Source organism: Ferrimonas marina, assembly GCF_900129905.1.
GTDB lineage: Bacteria > Pseudomonadota > Gammaproteobacteria > Enterobacterales > Shewanellaceae > Ferrimonas > Ferrimonas marina.
The window spans coordinates 27,049-50,967 of sequence record NZ_FQXG01000009.1 but is presented as its reverse complement, the minus strand read 5'-3'; the positions used below and the strand labels follow the sequence as shown (position 1 = coordinate 50,967).

General features: G+C 60.3%; 19 protein-coding genes and 6 tRNA genes. 9 read left to right on the top strand and 16 right to left on the bottom strand.

All coding sequences use genetic code 11. The annotated features are described in order from the left end of the window. Positions 1–6: 6 nt before the first annotated feature. The 6 genes from BUC04_RS19765 to dnaQ form a co-directional block, all read right to left on the bottom strand. A complete protein-coding gene (locus tag BUC04_RS19765; protein WP_073326107.1) occupies positions 7–4,632 on the bottom strand; it encodes a DUF3320 domain-containing protein in 4,626 nt (1,541 codons plus the stop codon). Positions 4,633–5,718: 1,086 nt separating this feature from the next. Then, positions 5,719–5,795 (bottom strand) — tRNA-Asp (locus BUC04_RS19760). A 108-nt stretch (positions 5,796–5,903) separates the two neighbouring features. Then, positions 5,904–5,980, bottom strand: a tRNA-Asp gene (locus BUC04_RS19755). Positions 5,981–6,056: 76 nt separating this feature from the next. After that, positions 6,057–6,133, bottom strand: a tRNA-Asp gene (locus BUC04_RS19750). Between the two features lie 131 nt (positions 6,134–6,264). After that, entirely contained in the window at positions 6,265–7,542 is a 1,278-nt protein-coding gene (locus BUC04_RS19745; RefSeq protein WP_067666181.1) for a TIGR03503 family protein, read from the bottom strand. After that, entirely contained in the window at positions 7,517–8,248 is a 732-nt protein-coding gene (dnaQ, locus tag BUC04_RS19740; protein WP_067666179.1) for a DNA polymerase III subunit epsilon, read from the bottom strand. Before dnaQ ends, BUC04_RS19745 begins: the two co-directional genes overlap by 26 nt. Positions 8,249–8,314: 66 nt before the next feature. On the opposite strand from dnaQ, the gene rnhA reads away from it, so the two are divergent. Then, the gene (rnhA, locus tag BUC04_RS19735; RefSeq protein ID WP_067666176.1) at positions 8,315–8,791 is read left to right on the top strand and encodes a ribonuclease HI; all 477 of its coding nucleotides are present in this window, start codon (positions 8,315–8,317) and stop codon (positions 8,789–8,791) included. Here the strand turns inward: rnhA and BUC04_RS19730 are convergent. Next, positions 8,788–9,537 (bottom strand): methyltransferase domain-containing protein, encoded by a 750-nt coding sequence (locus tag BUC04_RS19730; RefSeq protein WP_067666173.1) that lies wholly within the window; start codon positions 9,535–9,537, stop codon positions 8,788–8,790. The genes rnhA and BUC04_RS19730 overlap by 4 nt on opposite strands. 165 nt (positions 9,538–9,702) lie before the next feature. On the opposite strand from BUC04_RS19730, the gene gloB reads away from it, so the two are divergent. Together gloB and BUC04_RS19720 are read left to right on the top strand one after the other, a co-directional pair. Next, positions 9,703–10,467: a hydroxyacylglutathione hydrolase gene (gene gloB / locus BUC04_RS19725; protein ID WP_067666170.1), complete on the top strand. Its 765-nt coding sequence runs from the start codon at positions 9,703–9,705 to the stop codon at positions 10,465–10,467. Positions 10,468–10,551: 84 nt separating this feature from the next. Then, complete coding sequence (locus tag BUC04_RS19720; RefSeq protein WP_067666167.1) at positions 10,552–12,117, top strand: LysM peptidoglycan-binding domain-containing protein; 1,566 nt, start codon at positions 10,552–10,554, stop codon at positions 12,115–12,117. A gap of 55 nt (positions 12,118–12,172) precedes the next feature. On the opposite strand, the gene BUC04_RS19715 is transcribed toward BUC04_RS19720, so the two are convergent. Next, positions 12,173–13,375 carry an ABC transporter permease subunit gene (locus BUC04_RS19715; RefSeq protein ID WP_067666164.1) on the bottom strand — a complete coding sequence of 401 codons (1,203 nt, stop codon included), beginning with the start codon at positions 13,373–13,375 and terminating at the stop codon, positions 12,173–12,175. Further along, positions 13,353–14,183: an ABC transporter ATP-binding protein gene (locus tag BUC04_RS19710; RefSeq protein WP_067666161.1), complete on the bottom strand. Its 831-nt coding sequence runs from the start codon at positions 14,181–14,183 to the stop codon at positions 13,353–13,355. Before BUC04_RS19710 ends, BUC04_RS19715 begins: the two co-directional genes overlap by 23 nt. 83 nt (positions 14,184–14,266) lie before the next feature. On the opposite strand from BUC04_RS19710, the gene BUC04_RS19705 reads away from it, so the two are divergent. Continuing rightward, on the top strand, positions 14,267–14,962 hold the full coding sequence (locus BUC04_RS19705; RefSeq protein ID WP_067666158.1) for a YIP1 family protein: 696 nt from the start codon (positions 14,267–14,269) through the stop codon (positions 14,960–14,962). Here the strand turns inward: BUC04_RS19705 and BUC04_RS19700 are convergent. From BUC04_RS19700 to BUC04_RS19690, 3 genes are read right to left on the bottom strand one after another with little or no spacing between them, the layout of a single operon-like run. After that, positions 14,951–15,538 carry a BsuPI-related putative proteinase inhibitor gene (locus BUC04_RS19700; protein WP_082766823.1) on the bottom strand — a complete coding sequence of 196 codons (588 nt, stop codon included), beginning with the start codon at positions 15,536–15,538 and terminating at the stop codon, positions 14,951–14,953. The genes BUC04_RS19705 and BUC04_RS19700 overlap by 12 nt on opposite strands. Then, positions 15,538–17,364 (bottom strand): AsmA family protein, encoded by a 1,827-nt coding sequence (locus BUC04_RS19695; protein WP_159437710.1) that lies wholly within the window; start codon positions 17,362–17,364, stop codon positions 15,538–15,540. Before BUC04_RS19695 ends, BUC04_RS19700 begins: the two co-directional genes overlap by 1 nt. A 9-nt stretch (positions 17,365–17,373) precedes the next feature. Further along, complete coding sequence (locus tag BUC04_RS19690) at positions 17,374–17,871, bottom strand: putative 4-hydroxy-4-methyl-2-oxoglutarate aldolase (RefSeq protein WP_067666149.1); 498 nt, start codon at positions 17,869–17,871, stop codon at positions 17,374–17,376. Between the two features lie 114 nt (positions 17,872–17,985). On the opposite strand from BUC04_RS19690, the gene BUC04_RS19685 reads away from it, so the two are divergent. The 5 genes from BUC04_RS19685 (at position 17,986) to BUC04_RS19665 (ending at position 21,694) form a co-directional block, all read left to right on the top strand. After that, the gene (locus BUC04_RS19685; RefSeq protein WP_067666147.1) at positions 17,986–18,933 is read left to right on the top strand and encodes a YbgA family protein; all 948 of its coding nucleotides are present in this window, start codon (positions 17,986–17,988) and stop codon (positions 18,931–18,933) included. Positions 18,934–18,936: 3 nt separating this feature from the next. Next, complete coding sequence (locus BUC04_RS19680) at positions 18,937–20,283, top strand: cryptochrome/photolyase family protein (RefSeq protein WP_067666144.1); 1,347 nt, start codon at positions 18,937–18,939, stop codon at positions 20,281–20,283. Then, positions 20,267–20,713 (top strand): nuclear transport factor 2 family protein, encoded by a 447-nt coding sequence (locus BUC04_RS19675; protein WP_067666141.1) that lies wholly within the window; start codon positions 20,267–20,269, stop codon positions 20,711–20,713. Before BUC04_RS19680 ends, BUC04_RS19675 begins: the two co-directional genes overlap by 17 nt. Continuing rightward, the gene (locus BUC04_RS19670; RefSeq protein WP_067666138.1) at positions 20,710–21,189 is read left to right on the top strand and encodes a DUF2878 domain-containing protein; all 480 of its coding nucleotides are present in this window, start codon (positions 20,710–20,712) and stop codon (positions 21,187–21,189) included. The genes BUC04_RS19675 and BUC04_RS19670 overlap by 4 nt, the downstream gene beginning before the upstream one ends. Before the next feature lie 157 nt (positions 21,190–21,346). Then, positions 21,347–21,694: a hypothetical protein gene (locus BUC04_RS19665; protein ID WP_073326105.1), complete on the top strand. Its 348-nt coding sequence runs from the start codon at positions 21,347–21,349 to the stop codon at positions 21,692–21,694. Positions 21,695–21,819: 125 nt separating this feature from the next. Here the strand turns inward: BUC04_RS19665 and BUC04_RS19660 are convergent. From BUC04_RS19660 to BUC04_RS19645, 4 genes are all read right to left on the bottom strand, one after another. Then, positions 21,820–21,907, bottom strand: a tRNA-Ser gene (locus tag BUC04_RS19660). A 581-nt stretch (positions 21,908–22,488) separates the two neighbouring features. Continuing rightward, positions 22,489–22,576, bottom strand: a tRNA-Ser gene (locus BUC04_RS19655). A gap of 223 nt (positions 22,577–22,799) precedes the next feature. Continuing rightward, positions 22,800–22,887, bottom strand: a tRNA-Ser gene (locus BUC04_RS19650). Between the two features lie 253 nt (positions 22,888–23,140). After that, positions 23,141–23,917 carry a CHAD domain-containing protein gene (locus tag BUC04_RS19645; protein ID WP_067665912.1) on the bottom strand — a complete coding sequence of 259 codons (777 nt, stop codon included), beginning with the start codon at positions 23,915–23,917 and terminating at the stop codon, positions 23,141–23,143. Positions 23,918–23,919 lie beyond the last annotated feature (2 nt).

Sequence of the window (23,919 nt, the reverse complement as noted above, 5' to 3'; positions counted from 1 at the left end):
CAGCGCCTACTGACTGGCCGCCAGCGACAGGGTTTCGCCCTGCTGCTGCAGCCGCCCGGAGTCCAGCAGCTGGGCCAGACAGAGCGCCAATCGTGACTTGGCACTGGCGGATAAGCGCTGGAACCCGAGCAGGTCCATCGCCAAGTCCATCGCCGCCTCTGACCGGATCTGCAGGCTGTGCTCCACCGCCAGCAACAGCGCCTGGGACAGCTCGGCATCGCTGATCCACTCCAGTTTGCGCAGCGGCGCCTCCAACCCGGTACGGTCCCGTACCCGTACCCCCTGCTCCGGATGAAACCAGAAGGGGGCTTGCTGGCCCGGGCTGGGCTTGGCGCTGGTCAACAGCCGCTCCACCCGCTCACGGATCTTGCTGCTGGCCCGGGAGAGCCCATAGGCCTGGCAGATCAGCGACACCAGCCGCTTCTCGTGGATCGGCGATTCCAGCGCCAAGATCTGCATCAGCTCGCTCTGCAACTGGCTGTCCTCGGTCAGCTCCCAAGCGGTGCGGGGGCGAAGCACGCGGGGATCGAAGGCCTGGTAGGGCTGGGTCAAGGCGCTGTTGGGGGCCGGTGCCAAGCGAACAATCTCCGCCCCCTGGGCCGATGCTGCCGGTTCGACCTCGCTGTCCAAAGGCTGCTGCGCGGCGGCCTGAGCCTCGGCAATGGCCCGATTAAGTCGCTCCTGCTCGGTAATAGGCTGACGATACCAGTCCACACTCCAGCTCCGATAACGACGCCAACCCAGCCCCTCCAGTACCGCCGGCCGGGTGCGTTCCCGATCGTACACCGAGGCGGCACTGGCATAGTTGCGGCCATCCCCCTCAACCGCCAACAAGTAGCGGTGAGGCTGGTGACTGTCGGCCAGGGCCGCGTCGATGTAAACGCCGCAGGTGCCCATATCCCCCAATGTCTGCCCAGTATGCTGCTGGGCGGCCTGCTGGTGCAGCCAACGCGCCAGGGCCCCACCGGGCTGGCTGACCGCCGCCTGAGCCTGCACCTGACGGGGATCGGCGGCAAAGCGCAAGAACTGCTGCAAGGCGCGAACCCCTTGTGGGGTGTTCTCCGTCACCGTTAACTCATCGGCGATAAAGTTGCTGAATACCCGCATCTGTCGACGCGCCCGGGTGATCAACACGTTCAGGCGACGCTCCCCGCCCTGCTGGTTAAGTGGACCAAAGTTCTGCCGCAACGCCCCATCCTCACTGCGGCCGTAGCCCAGGCTGATGAAGATGCTGTCCCGTTCATCTCCCTGGACGTTCTCCAGGTTTTTGACAAAGAACGGCTCCTCTTCATGCTGCTGGAAAAAGGGCTCAAGCTGCGGTGACGCCTGACGCAGGGACTCCAACGCTTCAATGATCGCCTCACGCTGTGCGGTGCTGAAGGCCACCACCCCCAGGCTTCGCTGTGGTCGCTGCTGGGCATGGTGCATCACCGCTTGCGCCACGGCACTGGCCTCCTCGGGGTTGGTGCGGCTGCTGCCTCGCTGGTACTGGGTGTTGGGCAGGTGGGTGAGGGAGAGGCCGGCAGCGTCGGGGTCCTGGCCGGCACTGGGGAACACCACCAGACGGTTTTGGTAGAAGGCCTGGTTGGAAACGGCGATCAACGACTCGTCGCGGCTGCGGTAATGCCAGCGCAGCATGCGCTGTGGTGCGCCTTTGGTCAAAAACAGGCTGAGGATGCTCTCCACGTCGGCGCTGTCGCTGTCCAGGGCCGCTTCGTCATCCAACTCGAAGGCACGTTGAAAGAAGTCGGTGGGTGGCATCTGCTGGGTATCCCCCACCACGATGGCCTGACGCCCGCGCAGCAGAGCGCCAAGGGCGTCCGCCACCTTCACCTGGGAGGCTTCATCAAACACCACCAGATCAAACTCCATCGCCTCGGCGGGCAGATAGGTCGCCACCGACATGGGGCTCATCATAAACACCGGTTTGATCTGCTGTACCGCCCTGCCCGCTTTGCTCATCAGCTGACGAATGGGCAGATGACGGCGCTTCTTGCTGCACTCTTTGCGCAGCAGTGCCACCTCGCCCCGGGCCATGGCGCTGGGAAGGTGCTGATACAGTCGCGCGGTTAGCGCCTCCTGATGAAAGCCCTGGGCCTGCCCCGCCAGGTTGCGATACTGCGCTGCGGCCCGCTCCTGACTCAGCCGGTCAAACAGGCTCAGCTCCGGCTCATGTTCATAGGCGTAGGCCGCCCAGCCCTCGTACCAGCTCAGTGCCAAGCCATGGCACAAACGCTCTGGCGCTTCCCGCCAGCGGAAGGCCTTGGAGGTCAGGGTTGCCAGACCCGCCAGGTTGAGCTGATGGCGCAGCTGATTGAATCGGGCCAGTTCATACAGCCCCTCGGCCTGCTGCCACTGTCCAAGCAATTGCTGCCACTGGGGCCAACTGCGTTCGCTGTCCTCGATTAACGCCCGATATTGCAGCAGCTGGCTCAGCGACTCCACCGCTTGCTGCCATTGCTCCATGTGATGCTCGGCCCCGGCCAAGGCCCCCTCCGGCAAGGGGCTGGCGTCGTCCTGACGGATAGACAACAGCAGCTCCGGGTCCACCTGGTCTCGCTGACTCAGACCGTGGTAGTGCTCCAGCCAGGTTGCCTGGGCCTGAAGCAGGGGCCAGTCGCTGTCCTGACCCCGCCAATGCTGTCCAAACAGACTGCCCATCCGCTCGCTGTGCCCCGCCAGTTCCTGTTCGAGCTTTTGATACTCCAGCACCTCATCCAACCACTGCACCCATTGACCCGGCCCCTGGCTCAAGGGCGTACGCAGCAAGCCTGTAAGCTGCTGCTTGGCGCGGTGATAGCCTGGGCTGAGCCAGCGCCACCACTTGCCCACCGAGGCCTGCAGTTGTTGGCGTAATGACAGCACAGGCTGAGATACCATGGTGGGGACAAAGCGCTGCTCGATACTGCCCGTTAACGCCTGCAAGCGCTGCCCCTGGCCGATCTGTGCCAGGATTTGCGGGTCTGACCACTGGGGGTCATCACTCTCAACCCCGCTGAGGTCCGGCGCCTGTTGCCATTGTCTGGCGGTTAGCAGCAGCCGCTCGGCTTCGTTTAAGCTGTCGGCCGGTGCGATGGCCATGGCTTCACTAAGCGTGTTTAACTTGCTCAGCAGCCCCTTCAGTCGTCCCTCGGCACTGGCCAATCTCATTGACAGGTGCTGTTCCAGCTGAGGCGAGAAGCTTTGCAGCTCGCTGCCGGCAAAAGGGTGATCGCACGGCGGCCCCATCTTTTCCAACTGAGCCACCAATGCCTCTGTATCCTGAAGCTGGGCTCGGTACTGGCTTTCATCCCAACCGGAGATGGCATGAAATGGCACCTTGGGCAGATCATCGCCGTGCTGCTGCCGCAAACTCATGGCCTCAGCCACCGCATCGGCGAAGGGGACGCCGCTCTGTCCTACTGGCTGATTGACCTTATCGGCGTAACGAGCCAGCTGTTGTTCCAGCTGCTCAAGCTGCTGCCACTGCTCGGTGCGATCCGGTGATTGCGGCTGCCCCTGGGCCAACGCATCGGCGATGGAGCTGAGAACCGAGCGCTTGTTACTCTTGTGGCTGTGCAGCTCCAGCACCGCATGGCCCAGGTGACAGGCATCCAGGCGTCGTTTCACCACCTCCAGGGCCGCCATCTTTTCCGACACGAACAGCACGCTTTTGTCCTCTGATAGTGCCTGGCCAATGATGTTGCTGATGGTCTGGGACTTGCCGGTGCCTGGCGGGCCCTGGATGACCAGCCCCTCAGCCTGACCACTGGCCTGCACCGCTTCCGACTGGCTGGCATCGGCGTCCTTGATCAGGCAAAGAGGCGTGTCGGCAGACTCCGGCTCAATGGGGGCAAAGCCTTGGTCAAACAGCCGATTAAGCAGCGAACCCTCGAGCTGCTCCAGGCCCCATTGGTCCTGACTCAGGTCCTGATACATGCGGAACTTACCAAAGGCGAAAAAGCCCAGGGCCAGCTCCTGCGGTGCCACCTGCCATTGAGATTCCCCGGCAACGGCCTCAGCCACTTGGTCGAAGTAGCTTTGCAGCGATGTCTCACTGTCAAAGCGAGGCAGGGTCAGGTCGAAGTCGCTGGCCAGCTTGGCCTCCAGTACCAGGTTTTCCCCAAGCTCGGTGCCGCTGTAGACCAGTTGATAGCGACTACGGGCATCATTGCGCTGCAGGCGAACCGGGATAAGCACCAAGGGGGCACGGCGGACCTGGTCCGGCTCTGAGCGCCAGTGCAGGAAACCGAGCGCCAGGTAGAGGATGTCGATCCCCATCTCCTGGATGCAGCTTTGAGCCTCATTGGCGATGCGTCGCAACCGGGTATCCAGTGGCTTGGGCTTGAGCCGGGTTTGCAACAAACGGTCCTGGTGTCGCTTCTCCCCCTTGAGTGCGTCCAGATGTTTGACCAGGGCCTCCTCGCTGGGGGTTTCAGCCTGCTCTGCGTCCCAGGGCGGTGGCAGCGGCGCAAAGCTCAGCGCCTTGCCTTGCTCCACCAGAGCGTCGTACAGGGGCTGAGGTGACTCATCAAGGATCTCCAGGGTACGGCGAGCCGAGTGTCGGAAGCTGAGCAGCGCATTGCCGCGCAGCCCCATATCCAGCAACTCCTGCCGGGCGCTGTCCAATTGCTGTCGGGTTCGAGATTCCATAACCGAGTCGTCCGGATCCATTGGCGAAAAGGGAGCAGCTTTAAGCTTATGAAGAAAATCGGAATTCTTCCGGTAACCTCTTAAATTTCCGCCATTAAAGCCCTAAAAAGAGCGCCTCATGCTGACATCACAGGCTTAGCACTGAACATCACTGGACTCGAGCGCTTGGCAGCAGCGCAGCGATTGGCCGAGAAAGATGGCGAGCTTCGCAGCTAAGCGAGGTGGAGGCAGGGTGAGAGCGACCGTCGCAAAGCGACGCAGTGCTCGAACGCGGAGACAGGGCAAGCCTGAACCGATAGGAAGTATCGCAGTCTGGCGAGGTGGAGGCAGGAATCCGACAGGAGAGATTCACCAGGGGCCAAGCGAAACCGATGCGTAGCATCGCAGTTCGCTGAGGTGGAGCCAGGGATGGCGACAGGAGGGATCCCACAAGGACGTGTTGTTCATGTAGACCAGGCACGAACCACTGCACCGTCCACTCCAACTCCAATTTCTAAATAACAACGAAAAAAGCCTCATCCGAAGATGAGGCTTTATCGAAATAGATGGCGGGCGAAGCGGAACCGAAGCGCAGCTTCGCAGTTCGCTGAGGTGGAGGCAGGACGCCGACAGGGCACCGCCACATGGAGGTGTTGTTGGCAATACACCAAGTGCGAACCACAGCAGCGACGCAGGCCCGAAGCGGCTACCAGGGAAGGTAGCCTGGGGGGTGCTACAGGGAGGTGTCGTTAGCACAATTGGCAGAACGAACCTATGGGCGTGGTGCCCCGTAGCGGCGTCTCTACCATTTCCTTGTCATTTATAGATGGCGGGCGAAGCGGAACCGAAGCGCAGCTTCGCAGTTCGCTGAGGTGAAGGCAGGACGCCGACAGGGCACCGCCACATGGAGGTGTTGTTGGCAATACAACAAGTGCGAACCGCAGCAGCAACGCAGCGCTTGAGCGCGAGGCAGGACGCCGAGCGGAGGGGTGCACCATGGATGGGTTGATGGTGCCCAGCGCTTACGGGTCGCTGAACCGCCCACTCATCGAACTCCAAGAATGCAAAAAGGCTCTGTCTTTCGACAGAGCCTTTTTGACTTATAGATGGCGGAGTGGACGGGACTCGAACCCGCGACCCCCGGCGTGACAGGCCGGTATTCTAACCAACTGAACTACCACTCCGCACAAAACTGGTTTAGACAGCTGACTGAGCCTGGCGTGGTCTCAATCCCCTGTTGGCGTCGCTTTCGCTTTGCCAATGTCTCGACTAAATCGAAACATCAAAATAGATGGCGGAGTGGACGGGACTCGAACCCGCGACCCCCGGCGTGACAGGCCGGTATTCTAACCAACTGAACTACCACTCCGCACAAAACTGGTTTAGACAGCTGACTGAGCCTGGCGTGGTCTCAATCCCCTGTTGCTCCGAAGAGCGTAAATAAATGGCGGAGTGGACGGGACTCGAACCCGCGACCCCCGGCGTGACAGGCCGGTATTCTAACCAACTGAACTACCACTCCGCACCGTGCTTCCTGAGGCGTTGCCCCGGAAGACGAGGCGCATATTACGGTCCGCTCCCAAGAGCGTCAACCGGTTTTTGCCAATTTGGATGCCAAGTCGCTACTTTTTAGCCAGGCGCTCAAAGAAGCGACTAAGACTGCTTAGTTTCTGGCGCCAAGTCACTGACCAGGGCCGAAAGATCCACCTCTTCCGGGGTCAGTTCCGCCTCCGGCTCCGGTTGCGCCTGACGGGCCTGATGTTGACGCTGACGGCGCAACCAGAGGCCCAGCCCGACGCCACCCAAAACCAGCAGTGCCAGGTTAATGCCACCGACCACCCACAATACACGCTCACGGGCTTGCTGCTCGTCGACCTCGGCCTGCTCGAAGGCCAGGTCCGTCATCGCTTCGTGACTTAAGGGCTCCGGCGCCGCCGGCGCAACAAAGAGGTGCAGCTGAGGCAGCTCGAGGAAGAACTCCTCACGACCGCCAGTGGTGCCAGCCACCTGGCCGCTGATGCTGTAGCCCCCCAACTCACTGAGCATGGGCAGGGCCCAGCTTTGCTCCAGCTGAGTGGGCTGCAGCGGCAGATCGATCCGCTGCTGCTCCGGGGTGTGTACGGTCAGGGCCAGGTGCACCTGCTGCGGCAGGATTTCCGGCTCGATGCTGACATGCAGTTGATAGCCACTTTCCAGGCTGCCGTCGACCCGCAAGCGCAGCGGCTGAGGCACCACCAGGATCGGCTGACGGCTTTGCCGGCTGAATACCGGGTTCTCAACCGTCATCTGCAACTCGTACAGACCGGTGGGGTAATCAAAGTCCAGGTTGGCGGTAAAGATCCCATCGTGGGGGCGCTCATCCAGGCCCGAGCCGTCATCGTAATAGGTACCGATGTCGTAAGGGCCGGAGGCAAAGTTCTCATCGCCGGCACGGTTGGCGCTGCGCAGTTGTACCTTCCAGGCCAGCTGGGCATAGAAGTCACGCATTTCGATGCGCTCACTGTCGCCGGCGATCTCCGCGGTCAGCTTCAGCCGCTGACCCCGGAACAGCTTGCTGGGGAAAGGCTCATGATGCAGCTTGACGTCGCTCATCAGTCGGATCTCTGAGCCTTGATCCACCGCGCCAATCAGCTGCCAGGGCCCCGGGGTGGGGTTATCCACCAGGATCATGTCGCTGCTGTCGGTGGCGCTCCAACGTACGCTCTCAGGGTGTCGGTTGATGTACCACTTACTGCCGTTGGGCTGCACTACCACCACCGGGGCACTGCCGTTTTCACGGCGCACCAACAAGGTAACCTGCTCTACCGCGTGATCGATGCGGAAGCGATTATCCAGCAGCGCAAGCACCTGGGGGTCATTGGCCGCTGCCGGCCAAACCAGGGTCAGCAGGAAAAACAGTAAGCCGTTACGACTGACGGAACCACAACGCATCGCTGACCGCCTCCATCCTTTCGCTGTGACGTTCCAGCTCTTCACTGCTGGCGCGGATCACCCGGGTGCGGGGCCGCGACTCCGGCAGGCGGATGATGCCACCGGCCTCCCCTCCCGCCTCGCTGCTGAACTCCAGTTTGGTCTGGCCACCGGTCATGTAGAGGTAGACGTCCGCCAGGATCTCGGAATCCAACAATGCGCCGTGCAAGGTCCGGTGGGAGTTATCGATACCGTAGAATCGGCACAAGGCATCCAGGTTCAGGTTGCCCTGGATCTCACCGCGGTTCTTCTTCTCCCGCGCCAGCTGCAGGGTATCCACCACGGTGCAGTGGTCGGTCAGCTTGCCAAAGCGGCCAAGCATCTCGAACTCGTAATCCAGGAAGCCGATATCGAAGTTGGCGTTGTGTGCAATGAGCTCGGCACCGCGGACGTAGTCGTAAAACTGCTGTGCCACCTGGGCAAAGTCCGGCTTATCCTGCAAAAACTCGTCGGTAATGCCGTGAACCTCAATGGCCTCCTCATCCACCAGCCGGTCCGGCTTGATGTAGACGTGGAAGTTATTGCCGGTCAGCTTACGGTTGACCAGCTCGACACAGCCGATCTCGATCACCCGGTGGCCCAGGTAGTGGGGACCGGCCCCTTGGTTCATCCCCGTGGTTTCGGTATCGAAGACGATTTGACGAAGGGGAGGCGTTAGCTCTGACATGACTCTTCTCTGCAAACAGTTCAGGTATACTGTGCCGCTTTGGGCTCAAAAATGGTACCAACATCAATGACACAACGAAAACGGGTCACCATATATACCGATGGCTCCTGCCTGGGAAACCCGGGTCCTGGGGGATATGGCATTGTCCTGCTCTACCGGCAGCATCGCAAGGAGATCCATCGAGGATTTGCGCAGACCACCAATAATCGGATGGAGATGCTGGCTGCTGTCGTCGCTTTGGAGACCCTCATCGAGCCTTGCGACATCGACCTGCACACCGACAGCCAATACCTGCGCCAGGGGATCACCCAATGGATCCATGGCTGGAAGCGCAATGGCTGGCAAACCAAGGCGAAGCAGCCGGTGAAGAACGTTGACCTATGGAAGCGACTGGACTCGGCGGTGGGTCAACACCAGGTGCAATGGCACTGGGTCAAGGGTCACGCCGGGGATCCGGAGAACGAGCGTTGTGATGACCTGGCCCGGGAAGCGGCCTCGGCTAAACCCTCCGAGCCGGACACCGGCTACCTGGAGAGCGCTTAAGACTGTGACTTGCCGGTCCGTCGAGCGTCGCGGGAGGCCAGCTCGGGCACCGGATTGACCACGAGAGGACGGCGCACCTTCCACTTTTGCTGCACCGGGGTAAGTGGGCAGTCCAGTTTCTGCGCCACGATCAGAAAGACCGAACCGAGCCCCGGCACCAGATCCGTCATCGCCTGCTGGGCACTGACAAAGCGGGAGGGCGACCACAGCATCGAGTGCTGACTGATGCACTCCTGGGCGAGCACCTTGTAACCCAATACACCGAGCCAATCCTGCACCCGGGCCGGGGTAAACAGCCGGCCACGCCAGGGCAGACGTTTGTGATTGGGCGGCCAGAGGTAACCCAGTGACAGGGCACTGATGGGATTGAAGCCCACCAGGATCAGGTGGCCGCCGCTGATCAGCACCCGGTCGATCTCGCGCAGCAGGCCGTGGGGATCCTGGTGGTATTCCAAGCAGAAGGTGGCCAGACAGGCATCAATGCTGGTGGCCTGAAACGGCAAGGCATTGAGCTTGCCCAGCACCTCGGCCTGGTCATTGGCCAGGGAGAACTGATGGGGCACCGGGCACAGGCCCGAGGGCAGATGACGGGACAGCGCACCGAGCTTGAGCAGGTGATAGCCGAATATCCGTGGCCACCAGGCATCCAAACCCGCCCCAATCTGCTCCTGCAACCATGGGCCATCGGGAAACTCCTCCCACTGGGAGGGGGCGACAATCTTGTCGGTGCTATAGGCTGGACGCATCTTTATCCTCTGCATCGTTAACTTGCCAAGCTTAGCAGCTGTGTTCGCCCCGGCTTAAGCCTGAACATAAGCTGCCACAGGGTGGCGTAGCGCTGGCACAACGCTGGCATCCGGCGTAAAACATGGGGTAACCTAGCGGTCCGATTACACCACACGCCTGCGCTCATGTCCGTCTCGGTTTTTCCCATCCCAGCCTTTCAAGACAACTACATCTGGTGCCTGCACCAGGATGGCAGTGCCTGGGTGGTTGACCCCGGCTGCGGCGACAGCGTTATCAGCCATTTAACCACACAGAATCTGCGGCTAAAAGGCATCCTGATCACCCATCACCACTGGGATCACACCGGCGGGATTAACCAACTGGTAGCGCAGTATGGGCCGCTGCCGGTGGTCGGGCCGGGCCAGATAGACGGGGTCAATCACCCCGTTGCTGAGGGCGACCGGGTCTCCCTGGCGCCACTGGGGCTAACCCTGGAGGTTTTGGCCCTGCCGGGTCACACGCTGGATCACCTGGGCTACCTGGGCCAGGACCGACTGTTCTGCGGTGACACTTTATTTAGCGGCGGCTGTGGTCGACTGTTCGAAGGCAGCCCGGCGCAGATGCATGCCTCGCTGCAGCGCCTGGCGGCCCTGCCGGAGCAGACCCGGGTTTACTGTACCCACGAGTACACCCTGGCCAACCTGGCCTTTGCCCTGGCGGTGGAGCCGAACAACCTGGCGTTGCAGGCATACCACCAACGCTGCCAACAACGGCGGCAAGACCAGCAACCGACCCTGCCCAGCAACATCGGTCAGGAGCGACAGATCAACCCCTTCCTGCGCTGTGACCAGCCAGATCTGGCTAACAGCCTGGAACAACATACGCAAGCGGCACTATCCGATAACGTGAGCCGCTTTGCAGCGCTGAGGCGTTGGAAAGACAATTACTGACGACTTGCTAAACTTGCGCTGCTTTTTTCGCCGGACCGCCCATAGGACGGTCTTTTTTTCGGGACACCAGAGCGAATCGATTTGATGAAGTTAAAGCTATCTTTCCTGGCGATGATCCTGGCCCTGGGGGGCTGTCAGAGCTTGGATGATAAAGCCGCTAAGGACACCAACCAGGCTGATACCCAACAGGCGCAGAAGACGCCGGAGACCGTGGCACCGGCCACCCCGGCAGAGCCGGAGCCTGAGCTGCCGCCAACCGATGTGTGGCAGCGGATCGCCGATCAGATGACCCTGGAGGTGCCTGATAATGAGCGCATCGACCGATTCCGTCAGTGGTACATCAATAACCCCAACCACCTGAACATCGTCTCCCGCCGTGCGGCACCCTTTATGCACCTCATTGTCGAGGAGGTTGAGCGCCGGGAACTGCCGATCGAACTGGCGCTGCTGCCTATCGTAGAAAGCTCCTTTGACGTGTTCGCCTACTCCCACGGCGCCGCTGCCGGGATCTGGCAGTTCACCGCTCCGATGGGTCGTCACTTTGGCCTGACCCAGAACTGGTGGTACGACGGTCGCCGTGATGTGTACGCCTCCACCATTGCCGCCATGGACATGATGGAGTACCTGCACGGCAAGCTGCATGGCGACTGGTACTACGCCCTGGCCGCCTACAACACCGGCGAAGGCCGGGTTTTCCGGGCCATTCGCAACAACCGCGACGCCGGCAAGTCCACCGATTACTTTGCCCTGAGCCTGCCCAACGAAACCGAGCGCTATGTGCCGCAACTGCTGGCCCTGGCAGACGTGGTGAAGAATGCCGACAAGTACGGCATCAAGCTGGAGCCCATCGCTAATGAACCGGCGCTGGAGCTGGTGGATGTGGGTTCACAGATTGATCTGTCGCTGGCGGCGGATCTGGCCGATATGTCCGTGGCTGAGTTGCATAAGCTCAACCCCGGTTACAACCGTTGGGCCACCGCCCCGGAAGGGCCGCACACCCTGCTGCTGCCGTTGGATAAGGTAGACGGGTTCCAGGTCGCCCTGGCCGACACCGACAACGCCAAGCGGGTGAACTGGGTGCGCTATACCATCAAGAGCGGCGACAGCTTGAGCGTGATCGCGCAGAAGTACCACACCCGGGTGGGGATCATTCAATCGGTCAATAAGCTGGAAGGTAACAACATCCGCGCCGGTCAGACCCTGCTGATCCCGGTTGCCGCTAAAGACCAGGAAGACTACGTCTTCAGCGCCGAGCAGCGCCTAGCCCGACAGCAATCCAACAAGCGTGCCGACTTCAAGGTTGAGCACGTGGTGAAGTCTGGCGACTCGCTGTGGACCATCGCCCGGGCCAACAACGTCACCGTTCAGCAGCTGGCTGCCTGGAACGGCATGGCCCCGTCCGACACCCTGCGCAACGGTCGTAAGCTGGTGATCTGGGTGAACAAGATCGCCCAGAACCAGACCAAGAGCTCGGTGATGCGCCAGATCCACTACACCGTGCGCAACGGCGATTCCCTGGCTCGCATCGGTCAACGCTTCAACGTCACCGTGGCGGATCTGATCCGCTGGAACAAGCTGGAAGGCCAAAAGTACCTGCAGCCGGGCCAGCGCCTGACCCTCTACGTCGACGTCACCCGCGTTCAGGTTTGATCCTGTGCCAATAAAAAAGCCCGCAGCGATGCGGGCTTTTTTGTGTGTGGCGGTTTTAGCGGAACAACACCGATTCGCGGCGGAACCAGTGGCAGCAGAAGGCCAGTAACAGCCCCGCCAGTAGCAGGTTGGAGGCAAACACCGGCAGCAACAGGGCGTAATCCATGGTGCCCTTGATCAGCTCCTTGCTGGCCAGGGTGACGTTGACCATAGGAGCCCAGGCCAGGCCGGTGGTCAGCTCCACCCCGGGGAACAGCGCCACCATGGCCGGCAGGATCGCCACCAGGTTGATGGGGGCCATGTAGTTCTGCGCCTCCTTGAAGCTGCGGGCATAGACCGACAGGGCCAGCAGCAGGGCGGAAAAGAAGCCGATGATTGGCAGCAGCAACGCCAGGATCAGCAGCAGATCCATCGCGCCGATGGCGGACACCGCGCTGACCAGAGCGTTCACCGCGAACACCTGCCCCAGCACCAGTGCCCAGATCAGGCCACTGGCGATGGTCAGTACCGCCACCAGGGCGCTGCAGGCAACGATCACACCGAACTTGGCCAACACCAGGGTGGTGCGTGGCTGCGGGGCCATCAGCAGGGTTTCCAACGTGCCCCGCTCCTTCTCACCGGCGCCGATGTCCAGCGCCGGCATCATCGCCCCCATCAGACAGAGCAGCAACAGCATGTAGGGCAGCATGCCACCCAGTTTCTGACCAAGATCTTCGCGCTCAGCAGCGGTGCCCACCTTGTTCAGGGTGACCGGCTGATTCAGCACCTCCGCTTGCTCCAGGGTCAGCGACCAGTTGCTGCGGTGCTGGGCCCGCCACTGCTCAAACAGCGGCTCCAGCGCCTCCTCCACCGAGGCGAACTGGCCGACATCGTCCGCCTGGTTGTAATACAGCTGCCACTCACTGGCCACCGGCTGTGTCGGGTCAAACTGGGCCGGCAGCTGCAGGGCAAAATCCACCTCGCCGGCGCGTACGGCGGCACTCAGTTCCGCTTCACCACTGAGACGCTGCTCCGATTGCCACACCAGGCGCTCGTGCTCATCCAGCACCGCCCCTATCTGTTCGCGCCAGGGCGAGGGCGCATCCAGGGCAAAGGGCTTCTCCGCCTCGTGCATCTGCACCACGCTCTTCACCCCGACATAGACCCCGGCCCCCATCAGCGCTGGCAGGATCACCGTCGGCATCAGTACCACGAACCAGAAGGTTTTCTTGTCCCGCAGGACCTCCTTCATCTCCTTAAGCCAGATCAGCTTGAGCATGCTGCACCTCCTCCATCGCTTGCTGTCCCTCGGTCTCATGGTGGCGACGCATGAACTCCTTGCGGATGGCATCGCTGTCGCGGCTACCGGCAAACCCTTCCAGCGCGCCGGAGTAGACACTGTTACCCAGCAGGATCACCGCCAGTTGGTCGCACAGCAGCGACACCTCATCCAGGTGGTGAGTGGAGAAGATCACCGGGCGACCGGCGGCCTTCTGCTCGGCGATAAAGCCCAGCACCGTCTCGGTGGACATGATATCGAGCCCGGTGGTGGGCTCGTCGAGGATAATCACCTTGGGATCGTGCACGACCGCACGGGCGATGTTGGCACGCTGGCGCATGCCGGTGGACAGCTCCTTGACCCGGCGCTTGAGGTAGGCAGTCATCCCCAGCTGCTCAGACAGCAGCTCGATGCGCTCTTGGCACTGGGCAGGGCTTAAGCCATAGAGACGACCAAAATAGGTGAGATTCTCGGCCACCGACAGGCGCTCATACAGCGCGGTGGTGCCGGAGAGAAAGCCCACCTGGGCCCGAACGGCATTGCCGCCCTGGTGCAGGTCCTGCCCATCAATGCGGATGCTGCCACTGTCCGGGGTCAACACCCCGGAGAGCATCCGCAAGGTGGTGGTTTTGCCAGCGCCATTGGGCCCCACCAGCCCCAGTACCGCCCCGGGGGGACAGCTAAAGCTGACCGACTCCACCGAGTAGAAAAAACGCCCCCGTTGGCGGGGATCGGCGCCGTGCTCCTGGGCCGCCGCCTTGGGATCGCCCAGGGCAAACCGCTTCCCTAGCTGATTTACTTCAATCATTTCATCGACTTCCTGTCTTTGATGCGTCAAACCACCATGGTATCTTGCTTAGCTGACTTAAACCAACAGGGATGTTGTAAACCATGGTGTCTCCCACTCAGGCTAAAGACGCACTGCTCACCTTCCCCCGCCAGCCCGGCTCGGTCCTCCTCGCCCTGAAACAGGCGCGGGGTTGGTCCTGGTTACCGGCCCTGCTGCTGGTGGGCGGCTTTGTGCTGGTTTACCTTGGCTACTTCCTGCGGGTGGATTTTGACTGGTACACCCAGCAACACGTTGCCCCGATGTTCAGCCAGCTCTCCCCGGCGGACCAGAAAACCATGCTGGCCAGCCTGACCCGGCCCTACTTTCTGGGGATCACCCTGTTCTCCGGTCTGGCTTTCTGGTTGATAGGCCAGAGCCTCATGGCCTTCTACCTCGCGCAGATGACCAAGCTGGACGATGACAACCTGCAGGGTTTTGGGGATTGGTTTGGTTTGTGCTGGTGGGTGCAGTTGCCAAGCCTGTTGGCCATCGCCATCGCCTTGCTGGCGATCCTGTTTGGGGGCAACCAGTTGGACCCGGACTGGCTCAATCCGCTGGCGCTCAATCGCCTGGTGGGTTTGGAGTATGGCGAGCCGGGCCAGGGGGTGCTGGATAGCCTGACCCTGCTGCTGCCGCTGCATCTGTGGCTGTTGCAACTGGGGATCCGCCGCTGGACCAGCCTGAGCACCGGCGTCAGCTGGGCTATTACCCTGCTGCCACCGGTACTGCTGTACGGCCTGTGGGCGCTACTGTTCTGAGCCGGAGACCAGGGTCACCGTCACTGGCGCCACTGCCGGTGCCTTTTCTCGGGGGAAAAAGTTGAGGCTGGAGCGCAGTTCGTAACGACCGTCGGCTAAGCCGGTCAGACTGCTGGGGGCGACCCGCACCGAGATGGTTCGCTGGCCCTGGCCAGGCAGACGAAACTCGGTCAAGGCCTGGGTAAAGGCCATCTCCTGCGAATAGCGCCACACGACCTTGTTGCCCTGCACCAGCCAAAAATCCGCCAGCATGCCGGAGGCGACGGTGTAGCTAACGTTATGCTCGGCCGTATTCACCACCTCCAGTGCGGCTTCTGCGCCCAGGGACCTATCCCAGACCGCTTGGGTCGACAATGTGGCTTGCAAGGGCGTGTACTCCGCTTTTGGGGTGGGCGACGGCGGTTGGCGCTGGCTCCCGCCCACCAGTTGAGGTTGGGCGTTTGCCGGTGGCGCCGTCACCGCCGTGGGCTCCGCCGCCACCAGGGTTAACTGCGGCTGAGCCTCCGCTTCGTTCTCAGCTTGGGTCTGGCTGCCACAACCGGCCAGCAGCACCACTGCCATCATCGCTATCCGCATTAAAACTCTCCCAATTTTTCCAGCAGTTTGTCTTTCAGTTTCTTCTCTAACTTATCTTTCTCCTGGTCCAACTGCTGCTTCATCATCGCATCCAGGTCGAGCTGATAGCTGAGTGCATCCGGGGTGCCGGCGATCTTCAGCGGGATGGGCACATCCTTGAGCTGATCAATGCCTTTGCCCCCCTGCCCCTCAAGGCTGCCCACGATGGAAACCACCAGGTCATAATCCAGTGCCTGACTCAGCAGGTTTACCTGGCCATTGCCATCGAGGCGCAATAGCGGCGAGGCCAGCTTGATCTGCGAGGTGGTCAACGAGCCCTTGGCGATGGCCAGCTGGGTGCTGAAGCTGGAGAAATCGGTCTTTTGCGCCTCCGAGCTGCTGGTCATGTCACCTTTGAGACGGGCCTGGCCGTCCCGCACCATCTTGGCGACATTGACGCCGTACACCGCGCCATCCTCCAGGGCCAGCTGGCCCTGGGCCTGCAACGCCGGCAGTGCGCTGTCGGCGGTCAAGCCCTGCCCCTGGCCCTTCAGGGTGAACAGGCCGGTGCCCGCCATCACCTCGGTATCGGCCACCGTTTTGAGCAGTGACTGGATCGCCAGCTGCTCAATGCGCTGTTCAAACTGGTACCGGGCCGGCTGGGGGTTGCTGTCCAGCTTGGCAGTCATATTGAACTGCCCCTCGAACATGCCACCGGCCAGTCGGTTCAGTGACAGCACGCCCTCGGTCAGTTGCACCTCGATGCGGGGGTTGAGGATCTGGTAAGGCGGCGCCGAGATCTGGGTCAGTCCCACGGCCAGGTCCAGGTCAAACAGCCCCAGGGCACTGAGATCCGGTTCCTGGGCCGGGCCGTCAGACGGCGGTGTCTCCGGTGTTGAGGGCGCCTGCTCCGGCTCGTCGGTGGTCTCTGGCATCCAGGGGGTCAGGTCGAGATGGTTGCCCTCACCCTTGAGGGTCAGCTTGGGACGCACGCCTGCTAGGTCCAGCTGGCCATTGCCTTCGAACTGGAACTGGTCCAGCACCACCTGGAAGCGGGGTAACTGGAACGCCTGCTGCGCGATGTCCAGATCCGCATCCAGCGCCAGTGCCAGTGTCAGGGGCTGCTCACCGATGGCGGCACCACTGAGCTCTATCTGCTGGTCCCAGCCGTCGATCTGTACTCTGCTGAAGTCCCGGCTCAGGGTCAGCAAAGCCTCGGCTTCGGTGGCGACACTAAGTTGTGGGTCCTGCAGCGCCAGCTTGAGCGCTAAAGGCGCGGCGCGGCCGGGCTCAATCGATTGCAGGGTCAGGCTCTCCAGAGCGAGGCTCTGGTAGCTCTCGGTCTGACGGTTGTCGTTATTGACCGTGATATTAAGTACCTCCAACTGGCCCAGGCGCCAATCGGACTCTTTACGTTGGGTTGGGGTTTGCTCCGCCGCCGGGGTCTGTTCGCCCTCCCCGCCCAGCCCTGTCAGGCTGGTACGGCCATCCTCCAGGGTCACCAGGTTGAGCACGGCATCCCGGATCACCAGCGATTTCACCTCCAGCTGGCGCTTTAGAAGAGGCATCAGCGCCACCCCCACCGAGGCCTGCTCAAAGGCCACCAGGGGAGGAAGCGCTTCATCAGGCAGGTTGGACAGGGCCACCTTCTCCAGCTCCACCCCAAGGGTGGGAAACACCGACAGCCCGATGGGACCATCGATGGTCAGTTCACGACCGGTCAGTTTTGCCACCTGCGCCGAGATCTCCGGCTTGAAGCTGTTCAGGTCAAAGATCAGGGTGAGGTAGAGCACCAGGGCCAGCACCACACCGAGAAAACCCAGGAGTATCCACTTTAATGTCGCCATCATGATTCCCTACTCGCTCCACTGTTCCATCGCCAACGCCTCTTCGCTGAGGGCGATGCCATTACTGTCGGCATACAACCACTGACCCGGCCGCACTGTCCGCCCCTCGATCTGAAACACCACGTCCGCCTCGCCCAAGCCCCGCTTTTCCGTCTTCATCGGCACCGAGCCCAACGCCTGGACTCCCAGTTCAAAGCCTGCCAGTGCCACCACGTCCCGGACATAGCCAAACACGACAACCCCAGCCCAACCGTTGTCGACCGCCAGCGCTGCTAACTGGTCTCCCAGCAGGGCATAGCGTGCCAGACCACCACCATCGACGCACAACACCCGGCCCTCGCCCGGCTCAGACAGCCGCTGACGCACCAGGCCGTTGTCCTCCGGGCAACGCACCGTCACCACTTCCCCCCAGAACTCCGTTTTTCCGCCAAAGCCGCGGAAGATGGGCGGGAGCAGGGTCAATCGATCTCCGTAGGCATCACATAGATCCGGCAACAAGTCCTTCATGTTCTTGCCTCCATCCATTGGCAAAGTCACTTTACTGACAATATCTTAACTCACATGATCCAATGCCGTAACTATCGACGTAAGAAGCAACGAGTGCAAAGCGGAGAGTGCATTATGTCCCAGCCAAAGCCCCTGGTAGGTGTGAGCGCCTGCATCATCGGCCAACCCGTTCGCTTCGACGGCGGCCACAAACGTTCCCATTTTGTTGATGATCAACTGAGCCAATGGGTTCAGCTTAAGCCGCTGTGTCCTGAAGTGGGTGCGGGCATGACCGTTCCCCGCCCGACCGTACGCCTGCGCAAGATAGGCGAAAGCGTTCGGATCATGGACGACAAAAACAACGTCGATTACAGCGACGCGATGCACGCATTTAATGAACGTGCGCTGCCCGGTCTGGCTTCGCTCAGTGGTTATGTGGTGTGTGCCAAGTCGCCGTCGTGCGGCATGGAGCGCGTCAAGGTGGTTCAAGAAGACGGAAAAGGCGCTGAGCGCAATGGCCGGGGGCTGTTCACTGACGCACTGATGAAACGCTACCCCTTACTGCCGGTCGAGGAAGACGGCCGGCTCAACGACCCACACCTGAGAGAGAACTTTGTCGTCCGGGTGCTGATCTATCAAGAGCTGCAGCAACTGATGCAGCAGCCCAGCAAGGCGGCATTGCTGGCGTTCCACCAGAAGCACAAACTTCAGATCCTGTCTCACAACCAGGACGGTTATCGCCAAATGGGACGCTTTGTCGCCTCTTTGCGCAATGACCAGGTCGAGGGCGCGATGCAGGAGTACGGCCAGATGCTGATGGACGCGCTGAAACGGCCCGCCAGCCGCAAGGGTCACACCAACGTGTTGCAGCACATCCAGGGTTACTTCAAAAAGGATATTGCCGGCGAGGAGCGCCAGCACCTGCACGACACCATCCTGGCCTACCGCCGTGGTCGCTTGCCTTTGATGGCGCCCCTGAGCATCGTCCAGCACCTGCTGACGCGCTTTCCCAAGCCTTACATCACTGGCCAAAGCTACCTGCGTCCGCATCCGGACAGCCTGGCTTTGCGCTGTGTGCTCTGAGCCATGAAACATCTGGTTTGGTTTCGCAATGACCTGCGCGTGGGCGATAATCCGGCACTCGCCCATGCCTGCGCGCAGCCTGGACAGGTTGAGGCGGTCTATCTGGCCGCGCCCGAACAATGGCGTCGACACGGCTTAGGGGATAACAAGCTCGACTGGATACGCCTCAACCTGGCTGCCCTGCAGCAGCGCCTCGCGCGCCTGGGGATCCCGCTTCATATCGCCGTTGCCGAGCGTTTTGAGGACGCGGCGGACTGCATGGTGTCGCTGATGCAGCAGCGCGGCATGTCGCACCTCTACCTCAACGCTGAGCCCGGCTACGACGAGGCACAGCGTGATCGGCAAGTTCAACAGGCCGTGCAGCAGTGCGGCCTCTATTGGCACCGCTTCAGTGAACGCAATCTGCTGGAGCCAGACTCTTTGTTCAATGGCCAGGGGCAGCCCTACCGGGTCTTCACCCCTTTCGCCCGCAAAGCGCGCACCCTGTTGCCGACCGTATCCGAGCCCATTGTGTCTCCGGACCCCTACCCACTCTCCGCACCGGTAGAGCCGGAGGCACAATGGCCACTCGGTGTCAGTAACCGCTTTTCCTGGCAACCAGGAGAAGAGGCTGCCTGGACCCGACTGCAGGACTTCATCGAGCAGGGCGTTGAAACCTACCACCAGTGCCGCGACTTTCCCGCCCAGAGCGGCACCAGTGGCCTGTCCCCCTACCTGGCATTAGGGATAATCTCTCCGGTTCAGGTGTACCATGCACTGTCCCGGGCTGGTGCCGGCGAAGGCCAGCAATGTTGGCTAAACGAACTGCTCTGGCGTGAGTTTTATCGTTATCTGATGCATCACTTTCCCAAGCTATCGCGGGATCAGGCAATGTACCCCGACAAAGAGCCCATCTGGCACAACAACTCGGCCTGGTTCGAACGTTGGTGCCAGGGCAAGACTGGCTTTGCCTTGGTGGACGCCGGGATGCGACAGCTCAACCAGACCGGCTGGATGCACAATCGCACTCGCATGCTGTGCGCCAGCTTTTTGGTCAAGGATCTGCACATCGATTGGCGCTGGGGCGAGCGTTACTTTATGCAGCAATTGCTCGATGGCGATTTTGCCTCCAACAACGGGGGCTGGCAGTGGGCGGCCGGCTGTGGTGCCGACGCCGCCCCCTACTTCCGTCACTTCAGTCCCAGTCGACAAGCTGAGCGCTTTGACGCCCAAGGGGATTACCAGAGGCGTTTTCTGCCCGAATTGGGTGACGGTGAACTTCATTACCCTAATGAGATGATCGACCATAAAGCGCAAAGCCAACGCTTTACCCAGATGGTCAAGGAGATGACCCATGTCGACGAATCCTAAGCCGGCCTGGCTGCTCGAGTTTGCCGTAGTCTGGCAACAGGAGCTAAGCAACCACAACCTGGACGCTCTCGATTCGGTATACCACTCCGAGATGTTGTTCGAAGACCCGAGCGGTCAGATCCATGGCCGGATCAATTTCAAGGCGCACCTAGCCAAACTCTACCAAAACGTTGATGAAGCCAGCTTCCAGCTGCACGAGCCTGTGGTACAGGACAATCAGCGGGTGGCTCAGCCCTGGACCATGACCCTGAGGCATCCAAGATTGGCGGGAGGCGACCCAGTCTACGTTGAAGGCATCAGTTTGCTCACTGCCCAAAGCGGCAAGATCGTCTCCCACCGGGACTATTTCGACATGGGAGAGATGCTGTATGAATCGATCCCCCTGGTGGGCCCACTGGTCAGGCTGGTTAAGAACCGGGTCAGTCCATGAGCAAACGTATCATCGTCGCCCTGCTGCTGTTTGATGTCGCCTGGGCACTGGCTATCTTTGGCACCGGCCGCTGGCTTGGCTGGCAGGTGCTGCTAACCATTGCAATACTGGCCTGCATTCCCCGCACTCATTGGCTCAATGCCAGCCTATTGGCCCTTACCGGTATCGCCATTGACGGCCTGCTCACCGCTTCCGGTGTGATGGCGTTTGCCACCCCTGGCCTGCCGCTGTTCCTGGTGGTGCTGTGGTTGCAGTTCGCGCTCTGTATCGCGGCGATCCTGGACAAACTGCCCTCAGGCTGGTTTCCCCTTGCCCTGATCTGCGCCCTTAGCGGTGGCGGCAGTTACCTGCTGGGAGATTGGCTGGGAGCAACCCAGCTACAGCCCACCGCCTGGATTGGCGCCTTAGTGATTGCCCTGGCGTGGGCGGGTTTGTTTCCGCTTGTGGTCAAACGATTGCAACACCGCATGGCCTAAATTCATTTATTGGGTATCCTGCACTGTAAAATGGCATCGGGTAAAACTTGCGCAATAGGCCCATTGCTTTATGATGATTCAGGAATAGCGGCAGGATGCCCACAGAATATGACGCAGGGATGTTGAATTATTATTAGCGTTATTATTTGTTGGTGATATGAACAAACCCCAGATTGAAGACGCATTTCGCTCTGCATTAGTGGAAATGGAACAAGAACAGTCCGGTCCCACGCAATTAACCCCGTCCATGCGTAATCAGAAACAGATGCGCAATGTGTTAGATCAGCTCGAATGGTCTGACAAACAGCTGGGGTTATTCAAAGAGGTGGTTGATACCATGGTGGCAGAACGTCACGAGGCCGCCTTGAAAGCCGAACGGTTACAAACCTATAGAGCCAAGCTGATTAACCTTTCCAAGGAACTGGGGATAAGCTATCAGCAGCTGCTGACCACCATGACAGACATGGAATCGGTCAAACGCAAACAGCGCAACAACAGCGATTAATCATTCACAGGCAGCCTAGGCTGCTTGTTTGTTTTGTGGCGCACGGCATCGATTATTCCTGCCCAGCCCCCAAACCTGAAAACGAAAAAAGCCCCATCCTTGCGGATGGGGCTTTTCTCTATAGATGGCGGTCAGGGAGAGATTCGAACTCTCGATACGTTGCCGTATACACACTTTCCAGGCGTGCTCCTTCAGCCACTCGGACACCTGACCTTATTGCTTGATTTGTCGTGTTGTCATCACGGCCAACGATATTGCAGAGCATTTTCGTGGCTGAGTCGCACGCCAGCGTGTCGACTTTTATCGGCCCTGCCTCCGAGCAGCCACTCGGACACCTGACCATTTTGTTTGATTTGTCGTGTTGTCATCACGTCGCGATTTTAGTGTCGCCATCACTTTGGTGTTTCGAGGTATCGCCTCTCAACGGGGACGCACTTTAATCCCTTCTTAGCTTGGTAACAAGGCTTTTTTGGTCTCTGAAAGCGCGTTTGCCTAGCTTTCAAACCGATCGCCGAGCAATTCGGCCACAGGCGTACAGATATTCTCCGGCCCATAAGGCATCCACATTAAACGCCCGGGCCAACGCCAACCAAACTCGCGATAATGGCCATCTTGGTTTTAATGGCGCTGACATTGGCTAAGCGCGCTAGACGCCGGGCAACACAACCCCTTCGTTAGTGGCATGCTCAAACCAGCCCACACTGTAACGCCGGAGTCGCAACCGTTCCCACCAACGGCTGAAACCATACCAAACGAAAAAACCCCATCCTTGCGGATGGGGTTTTCTCTAAAGATGGCGGTCAGGGAGAGATTCGAACTCTCGATACGTTGCCGTATACACACTTTCCAGGCGTGCTCCTTCAGCCACTCGGACACCTGACCATTTTGTTTGTTTTAACGTGTTGCTATCACAGGTTCGTTTCGAGGCATTGCTCTCTCAACGGGGCGTAACTTTAAGGCCCGACCGCCCCGAGGTCAAGGGCAAGTTTGGACGGATACGACTGACCGCTCAAACAACAAGCAGCAAGGTCAATTCCATCAAGCTTCTGCACCGCAGCCCTATACGAAAAAACCCCATCCTCGCGGATGGGGTTTTCTCTAAAGATGGCGGTCAGGGAGAGATTCGAACTCTCGATACGTTGCCGTATACACACTTTCCAGGCGTGCTCCTTCAGCCACTCGGACACCTGACCATTTTGTTTGATTTGTCGTGTTGTCATCACGGCCACGATATTGCTATGCATTTTCGTGGCTGAGTCGCACGCCAGCGTGTCGACTTATGTCGGCCTTACCTCCGAGCAGCCACTCGGACACCTGACCATTTTGTTTGTTTTTACGTGTTGCTATCACGCCAACGAATGACAAACCGCCCTCGTCTTGGGTTGCGCATCTTAGGGCGAGCCCCCGCCGGAGTCAACCCCTTTTGCATCAACCTAAGCCGTTCGCTCAATGTCTATGCAGTTCCGTCTCCGCCAAGCTGACAAGAGCCGCCTTCTGTCTTTCCAGGGCTTGCCGCGTCTGTCGCTGTCGGGCCTGCAGCGCGTCCGCCAGCGTCGGTACCGATGCCTCTAACTGTTCGAGCATCTCCAGCTGGCAACAAAGGTCATTAAACTCGCCGAGCCGCTGCTGCCAGGCCTTTTGCCAGGACAGCTTTCCCTCCCCCAGGCACTGCTCGCTGAAATAGCGCTGCTTCTTGATCATGATCCTTAAGGCGTGCCAATCCTCACTGCGTTGGCGTCGGATCGCGCACTGACGCTTCTTCTCCAGCTGGCGCGCCACCTTGTGTTCCACCTGCACCGTTGCCTGGTCAAAGGATTGCCCCTGTTCTGACCAGGTCAATGTTAACAACGCCAGACAAAGCTCCCGCTCTCGCGCCAGTTCGCCCAAAGAGGAGAGCAAGACCGTACGCGCCTCAAAGCGTAAGCCCGCGATGCAATCCCGCAGCGGACCGTCCGGCAACTGCTGATGAAACACGTCCAAATCCCTCAGACGGTTAGCCACGCGACACTGAGCCCGCAGGCTCAGACAAAGGGATGAAGCCGGGGTATGGGCCAATAGACTTCGGTACAGCCGCAACAGGCTGCAGCCCTTTCTCAGGTTGACCCGATACTGGTGCAACGCCTCCACATCTGCTCCCAACTCGACCCCGGGCAGCTGCGCCAGCGCCTGCTGATACAGCCTCAGCACTCGCTGCTGGATCGCCCCCTCCACGCCTAGATTCATCG

What these genes read in the sequence shown, in the direction of transcription:
- BUC04_RS19765 (WP_073326107.1), bottom strand. Translation starts at nt 4,632, where the DNA reads ATGGAATCTCGAACCCGACAGCAATTGGACAGCGCCCGGCAGGAGTTG.
- BUC04_RS19745 (WP_067666181.1), bottom strand. Translation starts at nt 7,542, where the DNA reads ATGCGTTGTGGTTCCGTCAGTCGTAACGGCTTACTGTTTTTCCTGCTG.
- dnaQ (WP_067666179.1), bottom strand. Translation starts at nt 8,248, where the DNA reads ATGTCAGAGCTAACGCCTCCCCTTCGTCAAATCGTCTTCGATACCGAA.
- rnhA (WP_067666176.1), top strand. Translation starts at nt 8,315, where the DNA reads ATGACACAACGAAAACGGGTCACCATATATACCGATGGCTCCTGCCTG.
- BUC04_RS19730 (WP_067666173.1), bottom strand. Translation starts at nt 9,537, where the DNA reads ATGCGTCCAGCCTATAGCACCGACAAGATTGTCGCCCCCTCCCAGTGG.
- gloB (WP_067666170.1), top strand. Translation starts at nt 9,703, where the DNA reads ATGTCCGTCTCGGTTTTTCCCATCCCAGCCTTTCAAGACAACTACATC.
- BUC04_RS19720 (WP_067666167.1), top strand. Translation starts at nt 10,552, where the DNA reads ATGAAGTTAAAGCTATCTTTCCTGGCGATGATCCTGGCCCTGGGGGGC.
- BUC04_RS19715 (WP_067666164.1), bottom strand. Translation starts at nt 13,375, where the DNA reads ATGCTCAAGCTGATCTGGCTTAAGGAGATGAAGGAGGTCCTGCGGGAC.
- BUC04_RS19710 (WP_067666161.1), bottom strand. Translation starts at nt 14,183, where the DNA reads ATGATTGAAGTAAATCAGCTAGGGAAGCGGTTTGCCCTGGGCGATCCC.
- BUC04_RS19705 (WP_067666158.1), top strand. Translation starts at nt 14,267, where the DNA reads ATGGTGTCTCCCACTCAGGCTAAAGACGCACTGCTCACCTTCCCCCGC.
- BUC04_RS19700 (WP_082766823.1), bottom strand. Translation starts at nt 15,538, where the DNA reads ATGCGGATAGCGATGATGGCAGTGGTGCTGCTGGCCGGTTGTGGCAGC.
- BUC04_RS19695 (WP_159437710.1), bottom strand. Translation starts at nt 17,364, where the DNA reads ATGGCGACATTAAAGTGGATACTCCTGGGTTTTCTCGGTGTGGTGCTG.
- BUC04_RS19690 (WP_067666149.1), bottom strand. Translation starts at nt 17,871, where the DNA reads ATGAAGGACTTGTTGCCGGATCTATGTGATGCCTACGGAGATCGATTG.
- BUC04_RS19685 (WP_067666147.1), top strand. Translation starts at nt 17,986, where the DNA reads ATGTCCCAGCCAAAGCCCCTGGTAGGTGTGAGCGCCTGCATCATCGGC.
- BUC04_RS19680 (WP_067666144.1), top strand. Translation starts at nt 18,937, where the DNA reads ATGAAACATCTGGTTTGGTTTCGCAATGACCTGCGCGTGGGCGATAAT.
- BUC04_RS19675 (WP_067666141.1), top strand. Translation starts at nt 20,267, where the DNA reads ATGTCGACGAATCCTAAGCCGGCCTGGCTGCTCGAGTTTGCCGTAGTC.
- BUC04_RS19670 (WP_067666138.1), top strand. Translation starts at nt 20,710, where the DNA reads ATGAGCAAACGTATCATCGTCGCCCTGCTGCTGTTTGATGTCGCCTGG.
- BUC04_RS19665 (WP_073326105.1), top strand. Translation starts at nt 21,347, where the DNA reads ATGAACAAACCCCAGATTGAAGACGCATTTCGCTCTGCATTAGTGGAA.
- BUC04_RS19645 (WP_067665912.1), bottom strand. Translation starts at nt 23,917, where the DNA reads ATGAATCTAGGCGTGGAGGGGGCGATCCAGCAGCGAGTGCTGAGGCTG.